This window comes from Bosea sp. ANAM02 (genome assembly GCF_011764485.1).
GTDB lineage: Bacteria > Pseudomonadota > Alphaproteobacteria > Rhizobiales > Beijerinckiaceae > Allobosea.
The window spans coordinates 1,074,284-1,097,215 of the sequence record NZ_AP022848.1; the positions used below are offsets into that span (position 1 = coordinate 1,074,284).

Below are 22,932 nucleotides of genomic sequence, written 5' to 3' on the forward strand. Positions count from 1 at the left end.
GCGTCAGGCGATCGCCGCCACGGGCGCGCGGGCAGCGCCTTGCGGTCTGGCCGGCAGGCCGCTCTCGCCGAGGGCCGTCCAGAACTGCTCGACGGGGAGGCGGCCCTGCTGCCGTGGCCGATAGAGCCGGATTTCGGCGGTGATGTACCACGAGGTGTCGGCCGCCGGCACGAGCTGGCCGCTGCGCAATTCCTCGACGATCAGGCTCTCCGGCACCCAGGCGACGCCGCGTCCGGCCAGAACCATGGCCTTGAGGCCGATGGACATCGGGTTCTCGTAGACGGTGACGAGCGGCGTCGGCCGCTCGGCGAAGAGCTGGGCGAGGCGCCGCGCGAAGAAGGTCGAGCTGCCATAGCTCAGCAGGCGCACCGGCGCATCGCCGCTGCGGAAGGCATGGAGCGGCTCGCCGCTGCCGTCGGGGATCGAGACCGGGATCGCCCGTTCGGCGCCGAGCCGGCGATGGGTGAAACGCTCGGGGTCGAGCTCCGGCAGCACGGCCTCATGGGCATAGGTCAGCAGGAAGTCGCATTCGCCCCGATCGAGCAGCGCGACATTGCCGTCGAAGGAGGAACGCTGTTCGCAGAACCGCGTCTTCAGCGGGCCGAGCCTCTCCTCCATACGGCGGATGAGGCCGGGAAAATAGGTCAGCGACAGGGTGTTGAGCGTCGAGAAGATCAGCGTTTCCGTGGCGATCTCGTGCATCTGGCGCAGCTCCTGCCGCGCGCCCTGCACCTGCCGCAGGATTTCCTGAGCACGCGGCAGGAAGGTCCGGCCCGCCTCGGTGAGACGGATCGGATAGCTGCTGCGGTCGAAGAGCGGCGAGCCGAGCCAATCCTCGAGCTGCTTGACCCGGCGGCTCAAGGCCGATTGCGTGATGTTGCGCTCACGAGCGGCGCGCGAGAAGCTGAGCGTGCTCGACAGGCTCAGCACGTCCTCCAGCCATTTCAGCTCCATCGCCGCATCCTCCAAGTGCCGGGAAGGATGCCATGACCGCCCCGGCCACGCCAGAAGCGGGCAGGGGCATGGCGATGGGGCGAGAGGCTAGCGCGTCGCCTCGACCTCGCGCAGGCAGATCCTGAGCCGGTCGAGGATCATCTCGACATCGTCGGTGCCGACCGTCAGCGGCGGGCGGATCTTGAGGATGTTGTCGGCCGGTCCCTCGCGTCCGACGAGGACGCGCATGTCGCGCAGGCGGTTCATCACATGGGCCGCCGCATCGGTCGCAGGCTCCAGCGTCTCGCGATCCGTGACCAGCTCCAACCCGAGGAAGAGGCCGATGCCACGCACGTCGCCGACGCTAGGATAATCCTTCGAGAGTTCGCGCATGCCGGCGAGCAGCTTGTCGCCCATCGCCTTGGCATTGGACGAAAGTCCCTCCTCCTCGACGATGTCGAGCACTTCCGAGGCGATCCGGCAGGAGAGGTTCGAGCCGCCGAAGGTCGAGAAATATTCCGGGCCTTCCGCGAAGCGCTCGGCGATGGCGCGGGTGGTGATGACGGCGCCGATGGGGTGGCCGTTGCCGAGCGGCTTGCCGAGCACGACGATATCCGGCTGCACATTCTGCTGCTCGAAGCCGAAATAATAGTCGCCGAGGCGCCCCAGCCCGGTCTGGACCTCGTCGGCGATGCAGATGCCGCCGGCGGCGCGGATGCGCTCATAGACCGCCGCGAGATAGCCGGGCGGCGGGATGATCTGGCCGCCGACGCTCGGGAAGGTCTCGGCGATGAAGCCGGCGACCTTGCCGCCGCGTTCCGCGATGGCTGCGAGCGCGCCGTCGACCTGCTGGGCGTAGTGCAGCGCCCGGTCGGCGTCGTCGCGGCGGAAGCGGCCGCGATAGTCGTCGGCGACGTCGACGAGCTGCACCCAGGGCTTGCGTCCGCCCATGTTCGGCTTGTTGAACTTATAGGCGGAGATGTCGATCGCGCCGGTGGTGTTGCCGTGATAGCCGTGATCGGGCGTGACGATGTCGTAGCCGCCGCTCGCCGCACGGGCGAGGCGCAGCGCCAGTTCGTTCGCCTCCGAGCCGGAATTGACGAAGAAGCAGACCTCCAATTCCTTGGGCAGCTTGGCGGTCAGGCGCTCGGCCAGACCCATCGGCGCCGGGTGCAGATAGCGCGTGTTGGAGTTCATCCGCGCGAGCTGGTCCATCGCCACCTTGCGGATGCGCGGATGGGCGTGGCCGACATGCGGCACGTTGTTGTAGGCGTCGAGATAGGGCCGCCCCATCGCGTCGAAGAGATGGTGGCGCCAGCCGCGCAGGAAGGTGACCGGCTTCTTGTAGCTGAGCTTGAGATTGGCGCCGAAACGGGCCTTGCGCTCGGCCAGCAGCGCGGCCTCGTCGATCGCCTGATAGGCGACGACCTCGTCGGGCAGGTTGAGGAGGGCTGCGGGGTTCGGGCAGATCGCCTGCCAGAGCGCCCAATCGTCGGGATCGGCGACGCCCGGCCAGTCATGGCCCATGCCGTCCAGCGTCAGCGCGAGCTGGAAATGCAGATGCGGCTCCCAGCCACCATTCTCCTCGGCCGGGCCGAGCTTCGCGAAAGCCTCGCCCGCCGCGATCTCCCGGCCGGGCTTGAGCTTTGTTGCGCCGTCCGCCGCGAGATGGCCGTAGAGCGTATGGAAGACGTCGCCGGCGGGCGTGCGGTGCTCGAGGATGACGACGCCGCCATAATCGAGATGGCCCTTGCGGTTCTCCGCCAGCGCGACCTTGCCGGCCAAGGGGGCGCGGACTGGCTCCCCCGCCGGCGCGAAGACATCGACGGCCATATGGATGGTGCGGCGGTTCGAGGCGAGCCAACGGCCCTTGCGAAAAGCCTTGTCGGTGTAGACCAGCCGCGGCTCGCCATATTGGCCGAGCCACCATTCCGAGGTGATGCCGAGCCCGGCGCCGAGATTGCGGGCCTCGTCGGCGCGCAGCTCGAACGGGTTCTGCGGGATCGTCGCCTCGGCGATGCCGAGCGAGCCGACAGGCAAACCGTCGAGCGCACGGCCGAGCACGGGCGCGAAGCTGCCGCGCTGCGCGGCGATCCAGCTCGCGATGCGGCCGGCAGCGTCGGTGACCGGCAGGCCGCAGGCATTGCGCAGGCGCGCGCCCATCAACTCGCCGTCGATGGCGGGGTTTTCGAGAAGGCGCCAGGCGGGGGCCTGCGAGATGGTGACATAGGGGTCGTTCGGGCGACCCTTGGCTTCGATCGTCGAGTTCACGACGCTGACGGCGAGGCGCATGCGGACGAGCGGCCAGATCAGGCCGATCTCCTCGGCGCCGAGCGGCGAGACGCCGTGATAGCCGGCGACGAAGGCGGCGAGCGCCGCTTCCGGCGCCTCGTGGTCGAGGATGGCGTAAGCCGCGGCGATGGCGATCTCGCAGACGCGCGGGCCATGGGTCATGTCGCCGAAATCGATCAGGCCGCTGATGCGGGCGGGCCCGCCGAGGCGTGGCTCGACGAGGATGTTGAAGTCGTTGAGGTCGTTATGGATGGTCTGACGCGGCAGCCTGTCGAGCGCGGGCTTGAGCGCCTCGAAGCCGGCGACAATGCCGGCCACGAGCGTGCGGCGCGCGCCTTCCAGCACGTCGAGATGCGGCTTGATCCAGCCGGCTTCGGTCAGGTCCCATTTCGCGGCGTCCGGAGCAGCGGTGACCTTGAAGTCGCGGAGCGCGAGATCGAGACGCGCGGTCAGGGCGCCGAGCTCGGTGAGGACGGCGGGCGGCTGCGGCCCGGCTTCGCCCATCGGAATGCCGGTAAACGCCCGCTGGACCCAGACCATGCGCTGCTGGCCCTGGGCGTCCGGCACGTCCTGCCAGAAGCGCCCGCCTTCGGCGGGGAGAAGACGCGGCAGCGGCAGCGTCGGATCGGTGGCGAGCGCGTGATTGATCGCGGCACATTGCTGGTCGACGAGGGCGGGTTCGCCCTGCGGGCGCATCGCCTTGACGATGACGTCGCCCTCGCTGGTCCGGCCGCGGAAGTTGAGGTCGTATTCGCCGCCGAGCTGGCGCAGCCCGCCAGCGATGCCGAACTGCTCGGCAACCCCACGCAACCAGACATGTTCCATTATCTCTCCCCCGCGACGGAGCTGCGGTGGCTCCGCGCTCGTTTGCTCAGGCCCGGTCGAATCGACCGGCGCCGTCATCCATAGCCAGAAAGGCAGCCGGTTGGACCCCGCAAAGATTGCGGGACAGCGGCTGCCGGGTTGCGTGGGGCGAGGGCGCTTGTCATTCCGGGTTCTTCGCTACGCGAAGCCCCGGAATTACAATTCAGCTTTGGATCGGTTCGTTGGACAGCCAACGCTGCTTCGCCCGCTCGATCGCCTCGCGCACCGTGTCGGGCGCGGTGCCACCATAGCTGCGGCGGCTGCGGACGGAGTGCTCCGGGGCCAGCACTTCGAAGACCGCCGCGCCGATGCGCGGATCGACCGAGCGCATGGCGTCGAGGTCGAGCGCCTGCAAGGTGCAGCCCTTCGCCTCGGCCAGCGCGACGACGCGGGCTGTGATGTGATGGGCGTCGCGGAAGGGGATGCCGGCCTCGCGCACCAGCCAGTCGGCGAGGTCGGTTGCGGTCGGAAAGCCACGTTCGAGGAAGGCGCGCATGCCCTCGGGCCGCACGGTGAGGTCGCGGACCATGCCGGTGGTGGCGGCGACGCAGAGTTCGACCGTCTCCAGCGCGTCGAACATCGGCTCCTTGTCCTCCTGCATGTCCTTCATGAAGGTCATCGGCAGGCCCTTGACCATTACCAGCATGGCGGTGAGCGAACCGACGACGCGGCCGGTCTTGCCGCGCACCAGCTCGGCCGCGTCCGGGTTGCGCTTCTGCGGCATGATCGAGGAGCCTGTGGTGAAGGCGTCCGACAGCGCAATGAAGCGGAAGCCGTCGCTGCACCAGAGCGAGATCTCCTCGTTGAGGCGCGAGAGATGCACGGCCAGCATCGAGCAGCAGAACAGCAGTTCGCAGATATGGTCGCGCGCGCCGACCGAATCCATCGAGTTCTCGGTCGGCCGGGCGAAGCCGAGTTCGGCCGCTGTGAACTGACGGTCGATCGGGAAGGCGGTGCCGGCGAGCGCGGCAGCGCCGAGGGGCGAGACATTGGTGCGCTGGCGCGCGCCGGCGAGACGCTCGCGATCACGGCCGAACATCTCGACATAGGCCATGAGATGGTGGCCGAAGGTGACGGGCTGGGCGACCTGCATATGGGTGAAGCCTGGCATGATCGTCCCGGCATGCTCGCTGGCGCGCTCGATCAGGGCCTGCTGCAAGTCGCGGATGGTGCCGTCGAGAGCGTCGATCGCGTCGCGCATCCAGAGGCGGACATCGGTGACGGCCTGATCGTTGCGGCTGCGGGCCGTGTGCAGGCGCCCGGCCGGCTCGCCGATGATCTCCTTGAGGCGCGCCTCCACGTTCATGTGGATGTCCTCGAGATCGATGCTGAACTGCAGCTCGCCGCGGTCGATCTCGCCGCGGATCTGATCGAGTCCGGCCTGGATGCGCTCGTTGTCGGCGCCGGCGATGATGCCCTGGCGGGCGAGCATGGCGGCATGGGTCTTGGACGCCGCGATGTCCTGCCGATAAAGCCGGTAGTCGAAGCCGATCGAGGGATTGATCCTGCGCATCACATCGGCCGGCGCGGTGGTGAAGCGGCCGCCCCACATCTTGTTGGCACCGGGGTTCTGGTCGGACATGATGGGCTCTCCGGGAGCGGCTGTGACGTGATCGCCAAGGGATAGCAATCGGTACTTGGACTGTAAATTCCAAAATCGACCTTGACGTCCAAATCATGCCCATCATACTCGCAGACATATGCGGCGGATCAGTCGCCGCGGGATGGGCAGCATGAAGATCGAAGAATTCACACTGGAGCGGATCCAGTCGCTCTACGAGAACACCGTCGAGTTCAATCTCTCGGATAGCGGCGTCCATCCCTATTCGCTGAACGAACTGCTCAGCGCGGATGAGCGCGCGAAGCTGATGGAGGTCGAGCTCGGCTATGGCTGGACCAATGGTGCGGTCGAATTACGTGAGGATATCGCCAAGCTCTACCGCAACCGGACCTCGGACGAGGTGATCGTCACCAACGGCTCGGCCGAAGCCAATTTCCTGATGGTGATGTCGTTGATCGAGCCGGGCGACGAGATCGTCGTGTTCGTGCCGAACTACCTGCAGATCTGGGGCTGGGCGCGGGCGATCGGCGCGACCGTCAAGGAAGTGAAGCTGCGCGAGGAGCTGGGTTGGACGCCCGATCTCGACGAGGTCCGCCGGGCGATCACGCCGCGGACCAAGCTGATGACGATCTGCAACCCGAACAATCCGACGGGCAGCCTGCTCTCGCGCGAGACGATGGACGCGCTGGTGGAGATCGCCCGGAAGCAGGGCTGCTACCTCCATGCCGACGAGGTCTACAAGGGCGCCGAGCTCGAAACCGACGAGCCGCCCAGCTTCGCAGACCTCTACGAGAAGGCGATCATCACCAGCGGCCTCTCCAAGGCGATGGCGCTGCCCGGCCTGCGCATCGGCTGGCTGGTCGGACCGGCCAAGGACATCTACACGGCCTGGCAGAACAAGGACTACACCTCGATCACCACGAGCGCGCTGAGCGAGCACATCGCCCGCATCGTCGTGCAGCCGGCCAAACGCGCCGAGATCCTGCAGCGCAGCAAGACCATCCTGCGGGAAAACCTCACGCTGCTGACGAACTGGGTGAAGGCGAACGAGGAGTTCTTCTCGTTCGTGCCGCCCAGGGCCGGGGGCATGGCCTTTATCAAATACAGCCACTCGATGAACTCGACCGAGCTGGTGCACCGTCTGCGCGAGGAGCGTGGCATCATGCTGCTGCCGGGCGATGTCTACGGGATGGACGGCTATATCCGCATCGGCATCGGCGCGCCCGGCGATCATCTCTCGGCGGGGCTGGAGCGTCTGAGCGACTATCTCAAGTCGCAGCCGCGGTGACGGAGCGGGCATGACGCCGGAACTCGCCCCCTACCTGCCGGTCTGCGATGCGGTGGCGCTGCTGTTCCGGCCGCATGCCGAGGTCGTACTGCACGACCTCGGCTCGCAGAGCGTCGTGCATATCGCCGGCAATTTCTCGCAGCGCGTGCTGGGCGAGCCGTCCCTGCTCGACGAGATCGGCTTCGACCCGAACGAGACGATCATCGGCCCTTATGAGAAGGTGAACTGGGACGGGCGGCGGCTGAAATCGATCAGCATCGTGCTCTCGACCGGGACCAAGGCGATCGGCGTGCTCTGCATCAATGTCGACGTTTCGCAGTTCCATGCGCTGATGCAGACGCTCTCGGCCTTCGCCACTGTGCCAGCCGGCGTCGAGAAGCCGCAGGCCCTGTTCAAGGAAGACTGGCACGAGCGCATCAACGAGTTCGTTCAGCAATGGACGCAGAGCCGCGGACTCGCGGTGACCAGCCTCAGCCGCGCCGAGAAGCGCGAGCTGGTGGCGGACCTCGCCGCGAACGGCGCCTTCGGCGGGCGCAATGCCGCCGCCTATATCTCGCGCATCCTCGGGCTCGCCCGCGCGACCGTCTACAACTACCTCAACCAGGCCAACGAGAACCCGGATGCTTGACCTGTCGCGTGCGGAGATCGAGGCCGCCGTCGATCTCGACCGGGCCTTCGTCGCGCTGGAGGAGGGGTTCAAGGCCGCTGCCGCCGGGCAGGCGCAGATGCCGCCGGTCGGCTATCTCGGCTTCCCCGCGCATAATGGCGATTGCCACGTCAAGTTCGGCCATATCGCCGGCGACGCCATCTTCGTCGTGAAGATTGCGACGGGCTTCTACGACAACCCGGCCAAGGGCCTGCCGACGACCAGCGGGATGATGATCGCGCTCTCGGCCGAGACCGGCGCGGTCGTCGCGATCCTGCGCGACGAGGGCTGGCTCACCGATCTCAGGACGGCGCTCGCCGGCGCCATTGCGACGCGGGCCGGGATGCGGGCCGATGCGCGCCGGATCGGGATCGTGGGCGCTGGCACGCAGGCGCGGTTCCAGATCCGCGCCGCCGCACATCTGCTGCGCGAGCGCGAGCCGCGCTTTGCGGTTTGGGCGCGTTCGCCCGAGAAGCTGGAGGCGCTAAGGCACGATATCGACGGAGAGGGGATAGTCGTCGAGCCGGTTAATGAGCTGGAGGCGCTCTGCGCGCAATCGGATGCGCTTATCACCGTGACGCCGGCCGCCGCACCGATCATCCGCGACGACTGGATCAGGCCGGGTACGCATATCACCGCGCTCGGTGCCGATGCGCCGGGCAAGCAGGAGCTGGAAACGGCGCTGGTCGCACTCGCCGATGTCAGGATCGCGGATTCGCTGGAGCAGAGCCTCGACCATGGCGAGTTCGCCGCCGCCGCCAAGGTCGGGTTGATCGACGCGGGCGATTGCGTCGAGCTGGGGGCGGTGCTGGCCGGGGATGTGCCGGCACGGCGCTCGAACGAGGACATCACCATCGCCGATCTCACGGGGATCGCGGTGCAGGATATCGCGATCGCGCGGGTGGTGCTGGACGGGGTGGGGCGCTGACCGCTTTCTTGTCCAACACGGCGTCATCCCGGCCGGAGCGAAGCGAAGACCCGGGATTCATTCCTGAGCTTGTCCGATAAAGGCTCCGGCATGGAATCCCGGGTCTCCCTGCGGTCGCCCGGGATGACATCGGAGGGGGCAGAGGGCCGTTTTCAACCCCTCTGCCGCGCTAGAAAGCGATCCATCCGAACCAGCCCATCTCTGAGCACCTCGGTCGGGACGCCGATGCCGACGCGGATATGGTTCTCGATGCCGAACCAGCTTCCGGCGACGACGAAGACGCTCTCCTCCTCGCGCAGCTTCTGCGAGAAGACCTCCGAGGGCATGGCGAGCGGATAGCGCAGGAAGGCCATGCCGCCGGCCTGAGGCCGCCGCCACGACCAGTCGTTATGTTGCGCCATCCATTGCGCGACGAGATCGGCATTGCTGCGCAGCAGATCCCGGCCACGCGCAAGCAGGCGGCCGCGCGTTTCGGGGCGCATCACCTCTTCCGCGAGGATCTGGCTGAGGATGCCGCTGCCGATCGTGGTGTAATCCTGCCGCTCGGCCGCCGACGCCACGACCTCGGCGGGAACGACGATCCAGCCGAGACGCAGGCCGGGGCAGGCGAAGGATTTCGACAGGCTGGAGGTGACGACGACCTTGGGATAGCTGCCCCAGAGCGTCTCGGTTTCGGCCCCGTCGATCTCGCCGCCGCGATAGATCTCGTCGACCATAAGCCAGGCATCGTTGCGCTTGGCTGCTTCAATGAGGGCGGCGCGGCTTGCCGCCGAGAGCACGCTGCCGGTCGGGTTGGCCGGGTTGGTCACGGCGATCGCCTTGGCGCCGGCCGCGAGCTTGGCTAGGTGGGCCGGGCCGATCTGCCAGTCGGCATCGCCGGAAAGTTCCAGCCGGCGGATGTCGAAGCCGAGCGCGCGGCCGAGCCCATCGATCTGCATGAAGTTCGGCAGGGCGAAGACCAACGCGTCGCCGGGCTCGAACAGTGCCATCAGCGCGATCATCGTCGCTTCGGAGGAGCCGTTGGTCACGAGCACGTTCGCGGCGCTGGCGCCGGGATACCAGGAGGCGATGTTGGCGCGTAAGCCCGGCCGGCCATCGGTCCAGCCATAGCCGAGCGGCTGCTTCAGCAGATCGCGCGCGGCCTGTTCGCCGAGGATGTCCTCGATCGACCAGGGATGGACGCCGCTCTCGGTCAGGTTGATCTCGACGTCGTTCTCGAAGAGCGTCTGGTTCCGCTCCATCTGGAAAATGTCGAACTTCACGCGAGCCTCCCGCCTTGCGGCCTGTCGCTCGCCGCCGGGGGCGGCAAGGCTGTGCCGGCCATCTGTGCAGGCGGGGAAGGAGTGGGTCAAGGCAAATTTGGACAATAAGTCCAATTTGGAATTCTTGTTCACTAGGCCTGTTTGCCTGGCTTCGTAGTACCCTCGTCGCACGGAATTTTGAAGGTGAGTCGGCAGCGCAGCCGGCTGCGGATTTTCTCTTCGCCTTGCCGGGAACCGAGGCCGTCCTATATCCGTTGGCCAGCCATGTTTGAATCGCCGATGCCTAGCTCGAATTTCCGCTTTCCCGGTGTCCTGAACTCCCAGGAATTGCTCGTCGCAGAAGCCGTCCAGGCCAGGGCCTGGGCTGCGATCGGGCATGACGAAAGGCTCGATACCGAGCTGGAGTCCGAGGCCCGCGACCGATTGGGACGGATCATCCTGCGCCTGATGTCGAGCGCCTCCGACTCGGTCTCGGACCTGACTTCTGCTGCCGTCGCCGAGTTCAAGGCGACCCGGCCGACGATCCGTGTCGAGCTGTCCGGGCCGCAGGGCGGCTAGGATTTTTAGTTTCCAAGCGAAACACGCGAGTCATCCCGGGCGACCGAAGGAAGACCCGGAATCCATTCCGGAACGGTTCAGGCATGGATCCCGGATCTCCGCTTCGCTTCGTCCGGGATGACGCGTGTCGTGTGACTTAGCTTAGCTCGTTCAATGCGCGGCCATGTCGAGCGGCGGCTCGACATCGTCCGTGATCGGGTTGGCGAAGGGGTTCTTCGCGCGGAAGGCCGCGAACTCGTCCTTGGCCGCCTTGAGCAGGGCAGGATCGTTCAGCACGTCCATGGCGACGCCGGCCATGGCCTTGGCCGCAAGCGCGAGGCCCTTGTGGGCGGCCGGGGCGAGGCCTTGCGCAACGAGCTGCCAGGAATGGCCGGGCGTGCCGATCGCATAGCAGGCGGTGCGGCACTGCACGGTCGGGACGACCCAGCTGACCGTGCCGACATCGGTCGAGCCGACCGAGGTGTCGTTGCCTGCGCCGAGCGGATAGATCTCGTCGCTCAGCGCCTCGCCCTCCTTCGGCTTCAGGTCGAAGCGGCCATAGGCGGCGGCGATGTCCTGCGGGCTCAGTGTCTGCTGGAACCTGGCGGCGAAGGCATGGTCGGCGGCATCGAAGCCGGGGCCGCCCAGCGCCAGTAGATTAGCCTGCATCGCCTCTTCCAGCGGGCGGTTACCGACGAGGTTCGCGTCGCCCGAGAGCTGCTTGATCGCGACGGTGGTCTCGCTCATTAGGGCAGCGCCCTCGGCGATCTTCTTCACGCGAGCGACGAGTTCCCACATCTCACCGAGTGTGGCGGCGCGGATGAGCTGGCGCGTCGTTGCCGTGGCCTGCACGACATTGGGAGCGATGCCGCCGGCATTGATGACCGCGTAATGCACGCGCGCCGTCGAAGGCATGTGCTCGCGCATGTAGTTGACGCCGATATGCATCAATTCGACCGCATCGAGCGCCGAGCGGCCGAGATGGGGTGCCGCGGCGGCATGCGAAGCACGGCCCGAGAAGGTGAACTCGATCTCGACGCAGGCGAGCGAGAAGGCGCGGTTGACGCCGTTGAACGAGGCCGGATGCCAGCACAAAGCGATATCGACATCGTCGAAGGCGCCGGCGCGGACCATGAAGCCCTTGGCCGAGCCGCCTTCTTCCGCCGGGCAGCCATAGTAGCGCACGCGGCCCTTCAATCCGTTGGCTGCGAGATAGTCCTTCACCGCAGCAGCGGCGAGCAGTGAGGCGGAGCCCAGCATGTTATGGCCGCAACCATGGCCGTTGCCGCCCTTCTCGACTGGGGTCTCGGTAGAGACGCCGGCCTCCTGGCTCAGGCCGGGCAGGGCGTCGAACTCGCCCATGATCGCGATGACCGGGCCGCCTTCGCCGGCTTCACCGATCACCGTGGTCGGAATGCCCGCGACGCCCGTGGTGACGCGGAAGCCCTCGCTCTCCAGCATGGCGCCGTGCTCGGCGGCCGAGCGGACCTCCTGATAGTTCAGCTCGGGCATGTGCCAGATGCGGTCGGAGAGCCCGAAATAGGCCTGGGCCTTGTCGTCGATCCGACGCCAGACATCCTTGCTGTTGCTCATCGGAAAAGCTCCTCCTGCGCGGGCTTTAGGCCCGTTTCCGTGCCGGTTTCTGGCATGGGGCGATGGTGGCTCACAAGCGGGGGGCCCTCGGAGCCGCCTGTCATCCCGTGCGCACTGCAGCGTGAAACGCTGCGGCGCAGACACGGGACCGCTTTCAGAAGGGGCACCCTCTTGTCGCGCAGTTCCGTGTCTGCGCAGCGGCATTGCATGCCGCAGCGCGCACGGGATGACGCCCATCACGCGCGCTTCCAACGATGATTGGTGGATTTCGTCGCCTGGCAGCGGCGCCATGGCGGAAACCGCCAAAACGGCGCGCGTCGACACAGAAATTTGGCTCGTTCTGCCGGTACTTCCGTGCATGATCGGCGGCACTGGGAGTTCGGGCCAAATTCATGACAACAGATCCGCGCCTGCCGTTTCTCGCCGAGCTGGAGAAGAAGATCCTCTGGCTGGCTTCGTGGACGATCCACAACGCCAACCACATCCGCCAGAACGACGACGGCATGAAGGTGGGCGGGCACCAGGCCTCCTCGGCCTCGCTCGCCACGATCATGACCGCGCTCTACATGGCCGCCCTGAAGCCGCAGGACCGGGTGGCGGTGAAGCCGCATGCCTCGCCGATCTTTCATGCCATCAACTATCTGATGGGCCTGCAGACGCGCGAGAAGCTCGAAAACTTCCGCGGCTACAAGGGCGCGCAGAGCTATCCTTCGCGGACCAAGGATATCGACGATGTCGATTTCTCGACCGGCTCGGTCGGCCTCGGTGTTGCGCAGACCCTGTTCTCCTCGCTGACGCAGGACTATGTGAAGGCGCATGGCTGGGCGAAGGATCGGCCGGAAGGCCGCATGGTCTCGCTGATCGGTGATGCCGAACTCGACGAGGGCAATATCTTCGAAGCCCTGATGGAGGGCTGGAAGCACGGCCTGCGCAATACCTGGTGGATCATCGACTATAACCGCCAGTCGCTCGATGCGGTGATCCGCGAGGGGCTCTACGACCGGTTCGAGACGATGTTCCGCAATTTCGGCTGGGACGTGGTCACGCTGAAATACGGCTCGCTGCAGCAGGCGGCCTTCAAGGAGAAGGGCGGCGAGCGGCTGAAGGCCTGGATCGATTCCTGCCCGAACCAGCTCTATTCGGCCCTGACCTTCCAGGGCGGCGCGGCCTGGCGCAAGCGCCTGATGGACGATCTCGGCGACCAGGGGCCGGTGACCACGCTGATCGAGAAGCGCTCCGACGCCGAGCTTTCCAAGCTGATGTGCAACCTCGGCGGCCACGACCTGCCGTCCATCCTCGAAGCCTTCGAGGCGATCGATCATGACCGGCCGGTCTGCTTCCTAGCCTATACGGTGAAGGGCTTCGGGCTGCCGATCGCCGGGCACAAGGACAACCATGCCGGGCTGATGACCAAGGAGCAGCTCGACAGCTTCCGCAAGGCGAATGGCGTCCGTCCCGGCCATGAATGGGATCTGTTCGAGGGTATCGGTCTGCCGGAGAGCGAGATGCGGGCCTTCCTCGACAAGGTTCCGTTCTTCTCGGAAGGGCGCCGGCGCTTCTCGGCGGCCAAGCTGCCGGTGCCGGCGAAGCTGGAGGCCGGCATCCAGCCCTCGATGTCGACGCAGATGGGCTTCGGCAAGGTGCTCGACGATCTCGCCAAGACGGGCGGGCCGCTGGCCGATCGCATCGTCACGACGGCGCCGGATGTCACCGTCTCGACCAATCTCGGGCCGTGGGTGAACCGGCGCGGGCTCTTCGCCAAGGCGTCGATGGCCGACACCTTCAAGGACGAGCGCATTCCCTCGATGCAGAAATGGGAGTTCTCGCCGAAGGGCCAGCATGTCGAGCTCGGCATCGCCGAGATGAACCTGTTCATCAACCTCTCGGCGCTCGGCCTGTCGCATTCGATCTTCGGCGAGCGGCTGATCCCGATCGGGACGCTCTACGATCCCTTCATCTCGCGCGGGCTCGATGCGCTGAACTATGCCTGCTACCAGGATGCGCGCTTCATGGTGGTGGCGACGCCGTCGGGCGTGACATTGGCGCCGGAGGGTGGCGCGCATCAGTCGATCGCGACGCCCTTGATCGGCATGAGCCAGGACGGGCTCTGCTCCTTCGAGCCGGGCTTCGTCGACGAACTCGCGGTGATGATGCGCTGGTCCTTCGACTACATGCAGCGCGACGGCGAGGGTGATCCCGACGAGCGCACCTGGTTGCGCGACGAGACCGGCGGCTCGGTTTACTTGCGCCTCTCCACCCGGCAGGTCGAGCAGCCGAGCCGGACGATGACGCCCGAGCTGGAGCGCGCCATCATCGACGGTGCCTATTGGCTCAGGAAGCCCGGCCCGAACGCCTCGGTCGTGATCGCCTATACCGGTGCGGTGGCGCCGGAGGCGATCGAGGCGGTCGGGTTGCTCTCGGAGGACCGGCGCGATGTCGGCCTGCTCGCGATCACCTCGGCGGACCGGCTCAATGCCGGCTGGCAGGCGGCTGAGCGGGCGCGCCAACGCGGCAACCATGCCGCGACGAGCCATGTCGAGCGGCTGCTCGGCGAGCTCTCGCGCGATTGCGGCATCGTCTCGGTGCTGGACGGGCATCCGGCAACACTCGCCTGGCTCGGCAGCGTCCATGGCCATCGGCAGAAGGCGCTCGGCGTCGAGCATTTCGGCCAGACCGGCACGGTGGCGGATCTCTACCGTCATTTCGGCATCGACGCGAATGCGATTGTGCATGCGGCGAACGCGGCGGCGCCGGGGCGGCCGGTGCGCTATCTCAGGGCGCTGCCGGAATAAGCAGGGCGCAGGAGGGTAGCGCGCGCTTTGTGAAGAGTGTCATCCCGCACGCGCTGCGGCATGTAGTGCTGCTGCGCAGATGCGGGACCGCGCGACGAGAAGGCGCCTTTTCCGGGAGACGGTCCCGTGTCTGCGCAGCAGCGTTTCAGGCTGCAGCGCGCACGGGATGACAGGAGCGCTTCAGAAAAGCGCCGCTCAGAAGCGCGGCGTCGCGAAGGTGTTCGCGAACGGGTTCGCGCCCGCGCCGATACGGCCGGGCAGGGTGCCTTCGCCGTAGAGATCGCCGGTGTTCACATAGACCGGCGAGGCCGACATGTGCTGGCTGGCATAGCGGTTCATCGAGCCGACAGGCACGACGTTGCCGGCGTCGAGGTAGCTGCGTTTCTGGACGGTGACGCGCAGGGGACCGCGGCGATTCTGCGCCTCGGCGATGCTCGCCATGACGGTCGAGGCCGTCGCAGCGACGGCGAGGATGGCGGCAATGCGCTTGAACGACATCATGACGGCAATCTCCGGGAGTGGACCGATCCACTCGATGTAAGCATCCCAAAACCGGCGCAAAGACTAGCACCGCGTCGTTAACAACTTTGTTAGCGCTCGCGACGCGGCTTTCTCATGCGGCGCGGTCGCGGCTCGGGCATCGGCTCACCGGTCGCGGTTTTCATGCGCAGGGCCGGCACGGTGCCGTCCGCGTCGAGCCAGGAGACCTTGCGGCCGGTTGCCGCGAGGCGCGGCGTGGCGCAGCCCGGCTGGCGCCGCAGCTCGCTGCGGGCGAAGGCGGCGCGCAACGCGGGTTCGGCCCCGGCATTGGCGAGGTCGAGCCGGTCGATCAGGCAGGTCAGTTGCCTGCGGTCGCTGGGTCTGGCGCCGGCGCACCACCAGCCGCTCATCGCGAAGGGCGCGTCGGCGCCGACCGTGCGGAAGGCGAGGCAGGCGCGGCTTTCGCTGCCGTCGCCGAGGACAATGTCGGCGGTCTCGAGCGGGCCGAAACGGGTTTCGATCATGGCCGGCATGCTGCCGCGCTCGACGGCGAGGCTGCGAAGCGCCGCCACATGGACCAGCGCGACGGTGAAGGAGCTGGAGCCGGCGGCGAGGCCGTCGCCCGTCCGCAGGCGCAGGGAGAGATGGGGGGCGGAGCCGGCGAAGGCGCCGAAGCTCAACAGGTCCTCGCGCTGGCTGCCGTCCCGGCTGCGGCGGGCTTCGATCGCGGGAGCGTCGCGGCCGAGTTCTGGAGCCTCCAGATTGAAGATCGCGATCGGGCGGGTGATCGCGACCCAGTCCGCTTCGGTTGCCGCGAGAAGCGGTTTGCGGCCGGGGGCGTCGGTCCGGGTCGTGGCTGCCGCTACGGGGGACGCGATACTGGCGAGCCGGGGCCTGCCTTCGCCGTTTCCGGACAGTGCCGTGACGAGCGCGGCCGTCAGGCTGATGCCGCCGAGCGCGGCCGCGATGCGCCAGGCCAAGGCACCGGGCAGACCCAGATTGCCGCGCGGCATGAGGCGACGACCCAGACGGCAGGCAGATCGGAAAGCGCCTTCGATGCGGTCGGCGCCTGTGATGAGGAGAGGGACGAGATCGATGGTGGCCAGTCGTGACCATGCGCTGCGGCACAGCGCGCCGGCGCGGGCCAGCCAAGGCCGCAACTGTAACAGCAGCGGCCGCAACCGCTCGATCATTTCATCGGAACGCACACGCAACCCGTCACTCCCGCGCGGCGCAAGGCCTGCCGCGCCACCCATCGTCAGGCGGGCAGGCTGGACGCGGAGAGTCGCCGCCGGGTTACCGGCGCCGGCCGATCGACCGGAAGCGTGAACAGGAGGTCAACGATCACGGTTAATGGGTGGCCGAGGCCGTGGCTATGAGGAGGAGATTGACTTTTCGTCGTTCCCGGTGTTCTGACAGGGCGTGGTGCAAGGTTGCGCCGCCTTGCGAAGTTTTCAGCCCTTCGGGATTGGCTCTGTGACTGTCCGTCCGACGACGACGAAACTCACGACCAAAACGACGACCGGGAAAACCGGCCTGTCGCGCTGACGCTTCGCCTCGGTTCCGGGTCCATCTCCCCCCGGCGGGGAGAGATCGCCGAACCCGCCCGAAACCGGTGCGGGGCGGCCCCAAAGGGAGACCCGAACCGCCTTATCCGCAAAGGATCACATCATGAGCTTCAAGGTCGCAGTCGTCGGAGCAACCGGCAATGTAGGCCGCGAGATGCTGGACATTCTCGCCGAGCGTGCCTTCCCCGTCGGCGAGGTCGTGGCGCTTGCCTCTTCCCGTTCTGTCGGCACCGAGGTCTCCTTCGGCGACAAGACGCTGAAGTGCAAGGCTCTGGAGCATTACGATTTCTCCGATACCGATATCTGCCTGATGTCGGCGGGCGGCGATGTCTCGAAGGCCTGGTCGCCGAAGATCGGCGCGCAGGGCTGCGTCGTCATCGACAATTCCTCGGCCTTCCGCATGCATCCCGACGTGCCGCTGATCGTGCCCGAGGTGAACGCCGCCGCCGCTGCCGGCTTCACCAAGATGAACATCATCGCCAACCCGAACTGCTCGACCGCGCAGCTCGTCGTGGCGCTGAAGCCACTGCACGACAAGTTCGGCATCAAGCGCGTCGTCGTCTCGACCTATCAGTCGGTTTCCGGCGCCGGCAAGGAAGGGATGGACGAATTGTTCAACCAGACCCGCGCCGTGTTCTCGGCCGGCGAGGTCACCACCAAGAAGTTCCCGAAGCGCATTTCCTTCAACCTCATCCCGCATATCGACGTCTTCATGGAGGACGGCTTTACCAAGGAAGAGTGGAAGATGGTGGTCGAGACCAAGAAGATCCTCGACAAGAAGATCAAGCTGACCGCGACCTGCGTGCGCGTGCCGGTCTTCATCGGCCATTCCGAGAGCGTGAACATCGAGTGCGAGAAGCCGATCACCGCCGACGAGGCGCGCGAGGTGCTGCGCACCGCTCCGGGCATCCTCGTGATCGACAAGCACGAGCCCGGCGGCTACATCACCCCGCACGAGGCGGCCGGCGAGGACGCGACCTATATCTCGCGCATCCGCGAGGATGCGACCGTCGAGAACGGCCTCGCCTTCTGGTGCGTCTCGGACAACCTGCGCAAGGGCGCGGCGCTGAACGCGGTGCAGATCGCCGAGGTCCTGGTCAACCGCAAGCTGATCCAGCCGCGCAAGCAGGCCGCCTGAAGCAGACTGCGCTCCCAGCCCTGTCCGAAAGCCGGGCAGGGCCGCCGGCAACGCCCACGCGCATGGGCGGGCGACCGTCTTTGCGTGTGGCTATGCCGGGCAAACAGGCTAAGGCTTGAGCAGTCCCCGCGCGCGAACCAAGTCCTTGCCCCACGCCCCCCTTCCCGAACCACCGGTCGTTCCTCCGCAGGACGGCAGGACGCTGCGCATCGACAATTCCGCGCGCGGCATCGCGCTGCTGCTGCTCTCGTCGATCTTCATGTGCAGCGGCGACATCGCCTCCAAATATCTCGCGACGACCTTGCCGGCGCTCCAGATCACCTGGATGCGCTACGGCACTTTCGCCGCGATCATGCTCGTCACCATCAGCTTGACCGGCGGTTTCCGCAGGATGAGCACGCGCCGGCCCGGCCTGCAGGTGCTGCGGGCCCTGGGCGTGACCGTCTCCTCGATCCTGTTCGTGGCCGGGCTGCACGACCTGCCGATGGCGGATGCGACCGCGACCTCCTTCGTCTCGCCGCTCTTCGTGACGGCGCTTTCGATTCCCATCCTCGGCGAGATCGTCGGCTGGCGGCGCTGGCTCGCCACCACCGTCGGGCTGATCGGCGTGCTGGTCGTGGTGCGCCCGGGCGGCGAGGGCTTTCACGGCGCGTCGTTCTTCGTTCTCGGCTCGTCGTTCTTCTGGGCGTTCTCGCTGATCGTCACCCGGATGATGAGCCGCACCGAGATTCCGGTGGTGACGCTGGCCTATTCCGCCACGATCGGCTTCATCCTGCTGTCGCTGGCCGTGCCGTTCAGTTGGCAGGCGCTCGATCTCAAGGCGATCCTGATCGGCCTCTTCATCGGCGGCATCTCGACGATCGGGCATATCTTCCTGATCCAGGCGTTCCGCTATGCGGATGCCTCGCTGCTGGCGCCCTTCGCCTATTCGCAACTCCTCTGGTCCTCGATCTTCGGCTATCTTGTCTTCGCGGCGATCCCGGATGTCTGGACCTATGTCGGCGCGGCGATCATCGCGGCCTCTGGCCTCTATACCGCCCATCGCGAGCGCATCCGCGCCAGGCAGGTCGCTGGCTGACGGGAGCCCGCGTCAGGCGGTTGACTTCACGCCGTAGCGCGCCATGAACATCGCAATGGCCTCGCTGACGACGCGGCGGATCTCGTCCTCGCTCGGGGGTGTGCGGACGGCGTTGAACAGGCGCGGTCGCGTCAGCGTCGACTGGCAGAGATCGATGAACTGGACGGCGGCCAGTTCGGTGTCCCCGATCGCGAGCTTGCCTTCGGCCACCATGCGGTCGAGATAGGCCGCGATCAGCCGGGAGCCCTGCATCGGCCCGTTCTCGTAGAAGCCGCGGCCGAGATCCGGCATCCGCTCGGCGACGCCGATGACGATGCGATGGGCGCTGACGGCGAACTCGGCATTGATCATGCGCGCTAGGCATTGGCCGAAATTGCCGAGCGCGCGGACCGGGTCGGAATCCTCGTTGAGCGCCTCGAAGGCGCCCCGCTTCTGCGCCTCGCGCTCGCGCTCGATCAGGGCGACGAAGAGATGTTCCTTGTCCTCGAAATAGACATAGAGCGTGCTCTTCGAGACATTCGCGGCGGCGGCGATGTCGCTCATGCTGGCGGCATCGAAGCCGCGCGCGGTGAAGACCTGATGCGCCCCGTCGAGAATCTGCCGCCGCTTGTCGGGATCGGTTCCGGCAATACGGTGATTGCGCGCGCCGCTCTTGACGATGGCTTCAGTGGCTTTGGTCATCATTCCCTGGCGGAGGCCTGCTCCGCGCATGCTGCAAAAAGAATCGAACCAATCGGTTCGATTTGACTTGATATGCATCAAGCCTCGCGCTATTTCAAGCGCAATCGAACCGGTTGGTTCGAATTGATATGCAGGACGCTCAAATGTCTGCTGACACCGCCATCGAACATCGTCGCGACCGGCTGAAGCTGGTCGATGCCAGGGCCGAAACCGCCCAACCCGCGGCCGAGCCCGCCACCGCCCGCGATGCGCAGGCGAAGAATGCACCGCCCGAAGCCGCCGAGGCCAAGGCCAGATCCGGAAAGAGCCCGCTGAAGCGCGGTGCGCTGCTCGTCGTGGGCGCGGCCGTCGTCGGCGCCGGGCTCTGGTACGGCGTCGACTGGTGGCGCAATGGCCGCTTCATCGTCTCGACCGACGATGCCTATGTCGGCGCCGAGATGGCGACCGTTTCGGCCAAGCTCTCCGCCAATGTCGCCTCCGTCTCGGTGCGCCAGAACCACGAGGTCAAGGCCGGGCAGCCGCTCGTCACGCTCGACGACGGCGACTGGCGGATCGCGCTCGACAGCGCCCGCGCCAAGACCGCGACGGCGCAGGCGACGCTGGCGCGCATCGACAGCCAGGTCGAGGCGGCGCGTGCCGCGCAAGCCCAGGCCCAGGCGCAGCAGAATTCGGCGGAAGCCGCGGTGACGCGCACGGCCGCCGATTTCGACCGCGCCAGCAGTCTCGCCGCCAAATCCTATGGCTCGCAGGCGACGCTCGATGCCGCGACCGCGGCGCGCGACCAGGCGATCGCGTCGCTTGCGAGCGCCAAGGCGGGCGTCGTGCAGGCGCAGGCCAATATCAAGGTGCTGGAGGCCCAGCGCATCGAGGCCGCCCGCCAGATCGACGAGCTCAAGGTCGCCGAGAAAAAAGCCGAGCGCGATCTCTCCTTCATGAAGATCGCGGCGCCGATCGACGGCGTCGTCGCCAATACCAATGTCCAGATCGGCGATCTCGTCGGTGCGGGCAAGCGCCTGATGTCGATCGTTCCGCTCGACCAGGTCTATGTCGACGCCAATTTCAAGGAGACGCAGGTCGGGCCGCTGAAGACCGGCGACAAGGCGAGCATCACCGTCGATGCGCTGCCGGGGCAGGTCTTCCACGGCACGGTCAGCGGCATTGCCGGCGGCACGGGTTCGGTCTTCACGCTGCTGCCGCCCGACAACGCGACCGGCAACTTCACCAAGATCGTGCAGCGCGTGCCTGTGCGGATCATGCTCGACAAGGATGCGACGGCGAAGCATGTGCTGCGGCCGGGCATGTCGGTCGTGGTCTCGATCGACCCGCGGCCGGCCGGCGAGCGCTGATGAAGCGGAATTAGTGAAGTGCCATCGATGAAGCGGGTCATCCCGCACGCGCTGCGGCACGAAGTGCTGCTGCGCAAATGCGGGACCGCAGGACGCGTTATTGCCGGCTCCCGCCGTTGTGAGGGCGCCTTTTTCTGATGACGGTCCCGTGTCTGCGCAGCAGCACTTCGTGCCGCAGCGCGCACGGGAAGACAGCCCCGAGGAAAGGTAGGCCGCCATGGCCACCGCGACCCTGAATGCGCCGGCGGGAGCGCCGCTGGCATCGGACGCCATCCCGCTTCGCCGCATCCTCGCCTTCATGGCGATGGTCTTCGGCATGTTCATGGCGATCCTCGACATCCAGATCGTCTCGGCCTCGCTGGCGGAGATCCAGGCCGGCCTGTCGGCCTCGTCCGACGAGGTGGCCTGGGTTCAGACCGCCTATCTGATCGCCGAAGTCATCATGATCCCGCTCTCCGGCTATCTCAGCCGGGCGTTGTCGACGCGCGTGTTCTTCTCGATCGCAGCGGCGGGCTTCACCGTCTCGAGCGTGCTCTGCGCCCAGGCGACCTCGATCAACGAGATGATCCTGTGGCGGGCGGTGCAGGGCTTCATCGGCGGCGGCATGATTCCCGGCGTCTTCGCGGCCGCCTTCACCATCTTCCCGCCCTCGAAGCGGCCGGTGATCTCGCCGCTGATCGGGCTCGTCGCGACGCTGGCGCCGACCATCGGCCCGACCGTCGGCGGCTATCTCAGCCATGCCTTCTCCTGGCACTGGCTTTTCCTCGTCAATGTCGTGCCCGGCATCGGGGTCACCATCGCGGCCTGGACGCTGATCGATTTCGACAAGCCCGATCACAGCCTGATCAAGCGCTTCGACTGGCTGGGGCTCGGCGCCATGGCGGCCTTCCTCGGCAGCCTCGAATACGTGCTGGAGGAGGGGACGCGGCTCGACTGGTTCCAGAGCCACGAGATCGTGTTCTTCTCGGTCGTGATGATCGTCGGCGCGGTGCTGTTCTTCTGGCGGGCGCTGACGCGGGACGATCCGCTGGTCGATCTCTATGCCTTCAGGAACCGCAACTTCGCCTTCGGCTCGCTGTTCTCCTTCACCATGGGCATAGGCCTCTACGGGCTGACCTATCTCTATCCGGTCTATCTCGGGCGCATCCGCGGCTATGACGCGCTGATGATCGGCGAGACGATGTTCGTGACCGGCCTGTGCATGTTCTTCACAGCGCCGATTGCGGGGCGGCTCTCGGCCAAGCTCGATCCGCGCGTGATGATGATGATCGGCTTCGGCGGCTTCGCGGTTGGCACCTGGTGGGCCTCCTTCATCACGTCGGACTGGGATTTCTACGAGCTGATGGTTCCGCAGATCCTGCGCGGCTGCTCGCTGATGCTGTGCATGGTGCCGATCAACAATGTCGCGCTGGGCTCGCTGCCGCCGCAGCAGCTCAAGAATGCGTCGGGCCTTTATAATCTCACGCGCAATCTCGGCGGCGCGGTCGGGCTCGCGATCATCAACACGCTGCTGAACACCCGCACCGACCTGCACATCACCCGGTTGCACGAAATGGTCGTCGCCGGGCGGCAAGTGGCGGAAGAGGCGCTCGCCAACACGGCACAACGCTTCATCGACCATGGCGATGCGGCGCAGACGATGGCGCTCGCCCTCATCAACCAGCGCGTCCACAAGCAGGCGCTGGTGATGGCCTTCGGCGATGTCTTCCTCGGCCTGACCGTGATCTTCGGAAGCCTGGTCGTGCTGTCTCTGTTCCTGCGCAAGCCGCCGAAACCGGTCGCAGGCGCGGGCGGTGGTGGTCACTAGGGCGCCTCCACCCTCGGCATCCGGTGGAGCCGGTGCCATGCGACTGGAGCGCAATACCGGCGCCATGCTCACGCGGTCGTGCTGTGGACGCTACCCGATGCCGCAGCCGCGAAGATTGACATCTGCGTGGGGGTTTGC

17 protein-coding genes are annotated in these 22,932 nt (G+C 66.7%); 9 read left to right on the forward strand and 8 right to left on the reverse strand.

What is annotated here, in order from left to right; genetic code table 11:
• Positions 1-3: 3 nt before the first annotated feature.
• From OCUBac02_RS05205 to argH, 3 genes are all read right to left on the reverse strand, one after another.
• Positions 4-954 carry a LysR family transcriptional regulator gene (locus OCUBac02_RS05205; protein WP_173043934.1) on the reverse strand — a complete coding sequence of 317 codons (951 nt, stop codon included), beginning with the start codon at positions 952-954 and terminating at the stop codon, positions 4-6.
• 87 nt (positions 955-1,041) lie between these two features.
• Complete coding sequence (locus OCUBac02_RS05210) at positions 1,042-4,050, reverse strand: aminotransferase class III-fold pyridoxal phosphate-dependent enzyme (protein ID WP_173043936.1); 3,009 nt, start codon at positions 4,048-4,050, stop codon at positions 1,042-1,044.
• 202 nt (positions 4,051-4,252) lie between these two features.
• Positions 4,253-5,671, reverse strand: coding sequence for an argininosuccinate lyase (gene argH / locus OCUBac02_RS05215; RefSeq protein ID WP_244639106.1), 1,419 nt, complete (start codon positions 5,669-5,671; stop codon positions 4,253-4,255).
• Positions 5,672-5,822: 151 nt separating this feature from the next.
• On the opposite strand from argH, the gene OCUBac02_RS05220 reads away from it, so the two are divergent.
• The 3 genes from OCUBac02_RS05220 to OCUBac02_RS05230 are packed head-to-tail and all read left to right on the forward strand — an operon-like array spanning position 5,823 to position 8,512.
• A complete protein-coding gene (locus OCUBac02_RS05220; RefSeq protein WP_173043938.1) occupies positions 5,823-6,938 on the forward strand; it encodes an aminotransferase class I/II-fold pyridoxal phosphate-dependent enzyme in 1,116 nt (371 codons plus the stop codon).
• A 10-nt stretch (positions 6,939-6,948) separates the two neighbouring features.
• Positions 6,949-7,566, forward strand: a complete 618-nt coding sequence (locus tag OCUBac02_RS05225; protein WP_173043940.1) for a helix-turn-helix transcriptional regulator — start codon at positions 6,949-6,951, stop codon at positions 7,564-7,566.
• Positions 7,559-8,512 (forward strand): ornithine cyclodeaminase family protein, encoded by a 954-nt coding sequence (locus tag OCUBac02_RS05230; RefSeq protein ID WP_173043942.1) that lies wholly within the window; start codon positions 7,559-7,561, stop codon positions 8,510-8,512. Before OCUBac02_RS05225 ends, OCUBac02_RS05230 begins: the two co-directional genes overlap by 8 nt.
• A gap of 152 nt (positions 8,513-8,664) precedes the next feature.
• Here OCUBac02_RS05230 and OCUBac02_RS05235 read toward each other — a convergent pair whose 3' ends face one another.
• Entirely contained in the window at positions 8,665-9,774 is a 1,110-nt protein-coding gene (locus tag OCUBac02_RS05235; RefSeq protein WP_173043944.1) for an aminotransferase class I/II-fold pyridoxal phosphate-dependent enzyme, read from the reverse strand.
• A 279-nt stretch (positions 9,775-10,053) separates the two neighbouring features.
• Between OCUBac02_RS05235 and OCUBac02_RS05240 the strand changes: the two genes are divergently transcribed.
• Entirely contained in the window at positions 10,054-10,332 is a 279-nt protein-coding gene (locus tag OCUBac02_RS05240) for a hypothetical protein (RefSeq protein ID WP_173043946.1), read from the forward strand.
• 150 nt (positions 10,333-10,482) lie between these two features.
• Here OCUBac02_RS05240 and OCUBac02_RS05245 read toward each other — a convergent pair whose 3' ends face one another.
• Entirely contained in the window at positions 10,483-11,904 is a 1,422-nt protein-coding gene (locus OCUBac02_RS05245) for an amidohydrolase (protein WP_173043948.1), read from the reverse strand.
• 392 nt (positions 11,905-12,296) lie between these two features.
• Here OCUBac02_RS05245 and OCUBac02_RS05250 point away from each other — a divergent pair, with 392 nt between their 5' ends.
• Entirely contained in the window at positions 12,297-14,696 is a 2,400-nt protein-coding gene (locus OCUBac02_RS05250; RefSeq protein ID WP_173043950.1) for a transketolase-like TK C-terminal-containing protein, read from the forward strand.
• Between the two features lie 195 nt (positions 14,697-14,891).
• On the opposite strand, the gene OCUBac02_RS05255 is transcribed toward OCUBac02_RS05250, so the two are convergent.
• Both OCUBac02_RS05255 and OCUBac02_RS05260 read right to left on the reverse strand, forming a co-directional pair.
• Entirely contained in the window at positions 14,892-15,197 is a 306-nt protein-coding gene (locus tag OCUBac02_RS05255; protein WP_047582728.1) for a hypothetical protein, read from the reverse strand.
• An 89-nt stretch (positions 15,198-15,286) separates the two neighbouring features.
• Positions 15,287-16,432, reverse strand: a complete 1,146-nt coding sequence (locus OCUBac02_RS05260; RefSeq protein WP_173043952.1) for a hypothetical protein — start codon at positions 16,430-16,432, stop codon at positions 15,287-15,289.
• A 415-nt stretch (positions 16,433-16,847) separates the two neighbouring features.
• On the opposite strand from OCUBac02_RS05260, the gene OCUBac02_RS05265 reads away from it, so the two are divergent.
• Positions 16,848-17,882 (forward strand): aspartate-semialdehyde dehydrogenase, encoded by a 1,035-nt coding sequence (locus OCUBac02_RS05265; RefSeq protein WP_173043954.1) that lies wholly within the window; start codon positions 16,848-16,850, stop codon positions 17,880-17,882.
• 145 nt (positions 17,883-18,027) lie between these two features.
• A complete protein-coding gene (locus OCUBac02_RS05270; RefSeq protein ID WP_244639107.1) occupies positions 18,028-18,960 on the forward strand; it encodes a DMT family transporter in 933 nt (310 codons plus the stop codon).
• Between the two features lie 12 nt (positions 18,961-18,972).
• Here the strand turns inward: OCUBac02_RS05270 and OCUBac02_RS05275 are convergent, their stop codons facing one another.
• On the reverse strand, positions 18,973-19,641 hold the full coding sequence (locus tag OCUBac02_RS05275; protein ID WP_244639108.1) for a TetR/AcrR family transcriptional regulator: 669 nt from the start codon (positions 19,639-19,641) through the stop codon (positions 18,973-18,975).
• A gap of 143 nt (positions 19,642-19,784) precedes the next feature.
• On the opposite strand from OCUBac02_RS05275, the gene OCUBac02_RS05280 reads away from it, so the two are divergent.
• Both OCUBac02_RS05280 and OCUBac02_RS05285 read left to right on the forward strand, forming a co-directional pair.
• Positions 19,785-20,987 (forward strand): HlyD family secretion protein, encoded by a 1,203-nt coding sequence (locus OCUBac02_RS05280; protein ID WP_173043958.1) that lies wholly within the window; start codon positions 19,785-19,787, stop codon positions 20,985-20,987.
• Between the two features lie 217 nt (positions 20,988-21,204).
• Complete coding sequence (locus tag OCUBac02_RS05285) at positions 21,205-22,794, forward strand: DHA2 family efflux MFS transporter permease subunit (protein WP_173043960.1); 1,590 nt, start codon at positions 21,205-21,207, stop codon at positions 22,792-22,794.
• Positions 22,795-22,932: the final 138 nt, after the last annotated feature.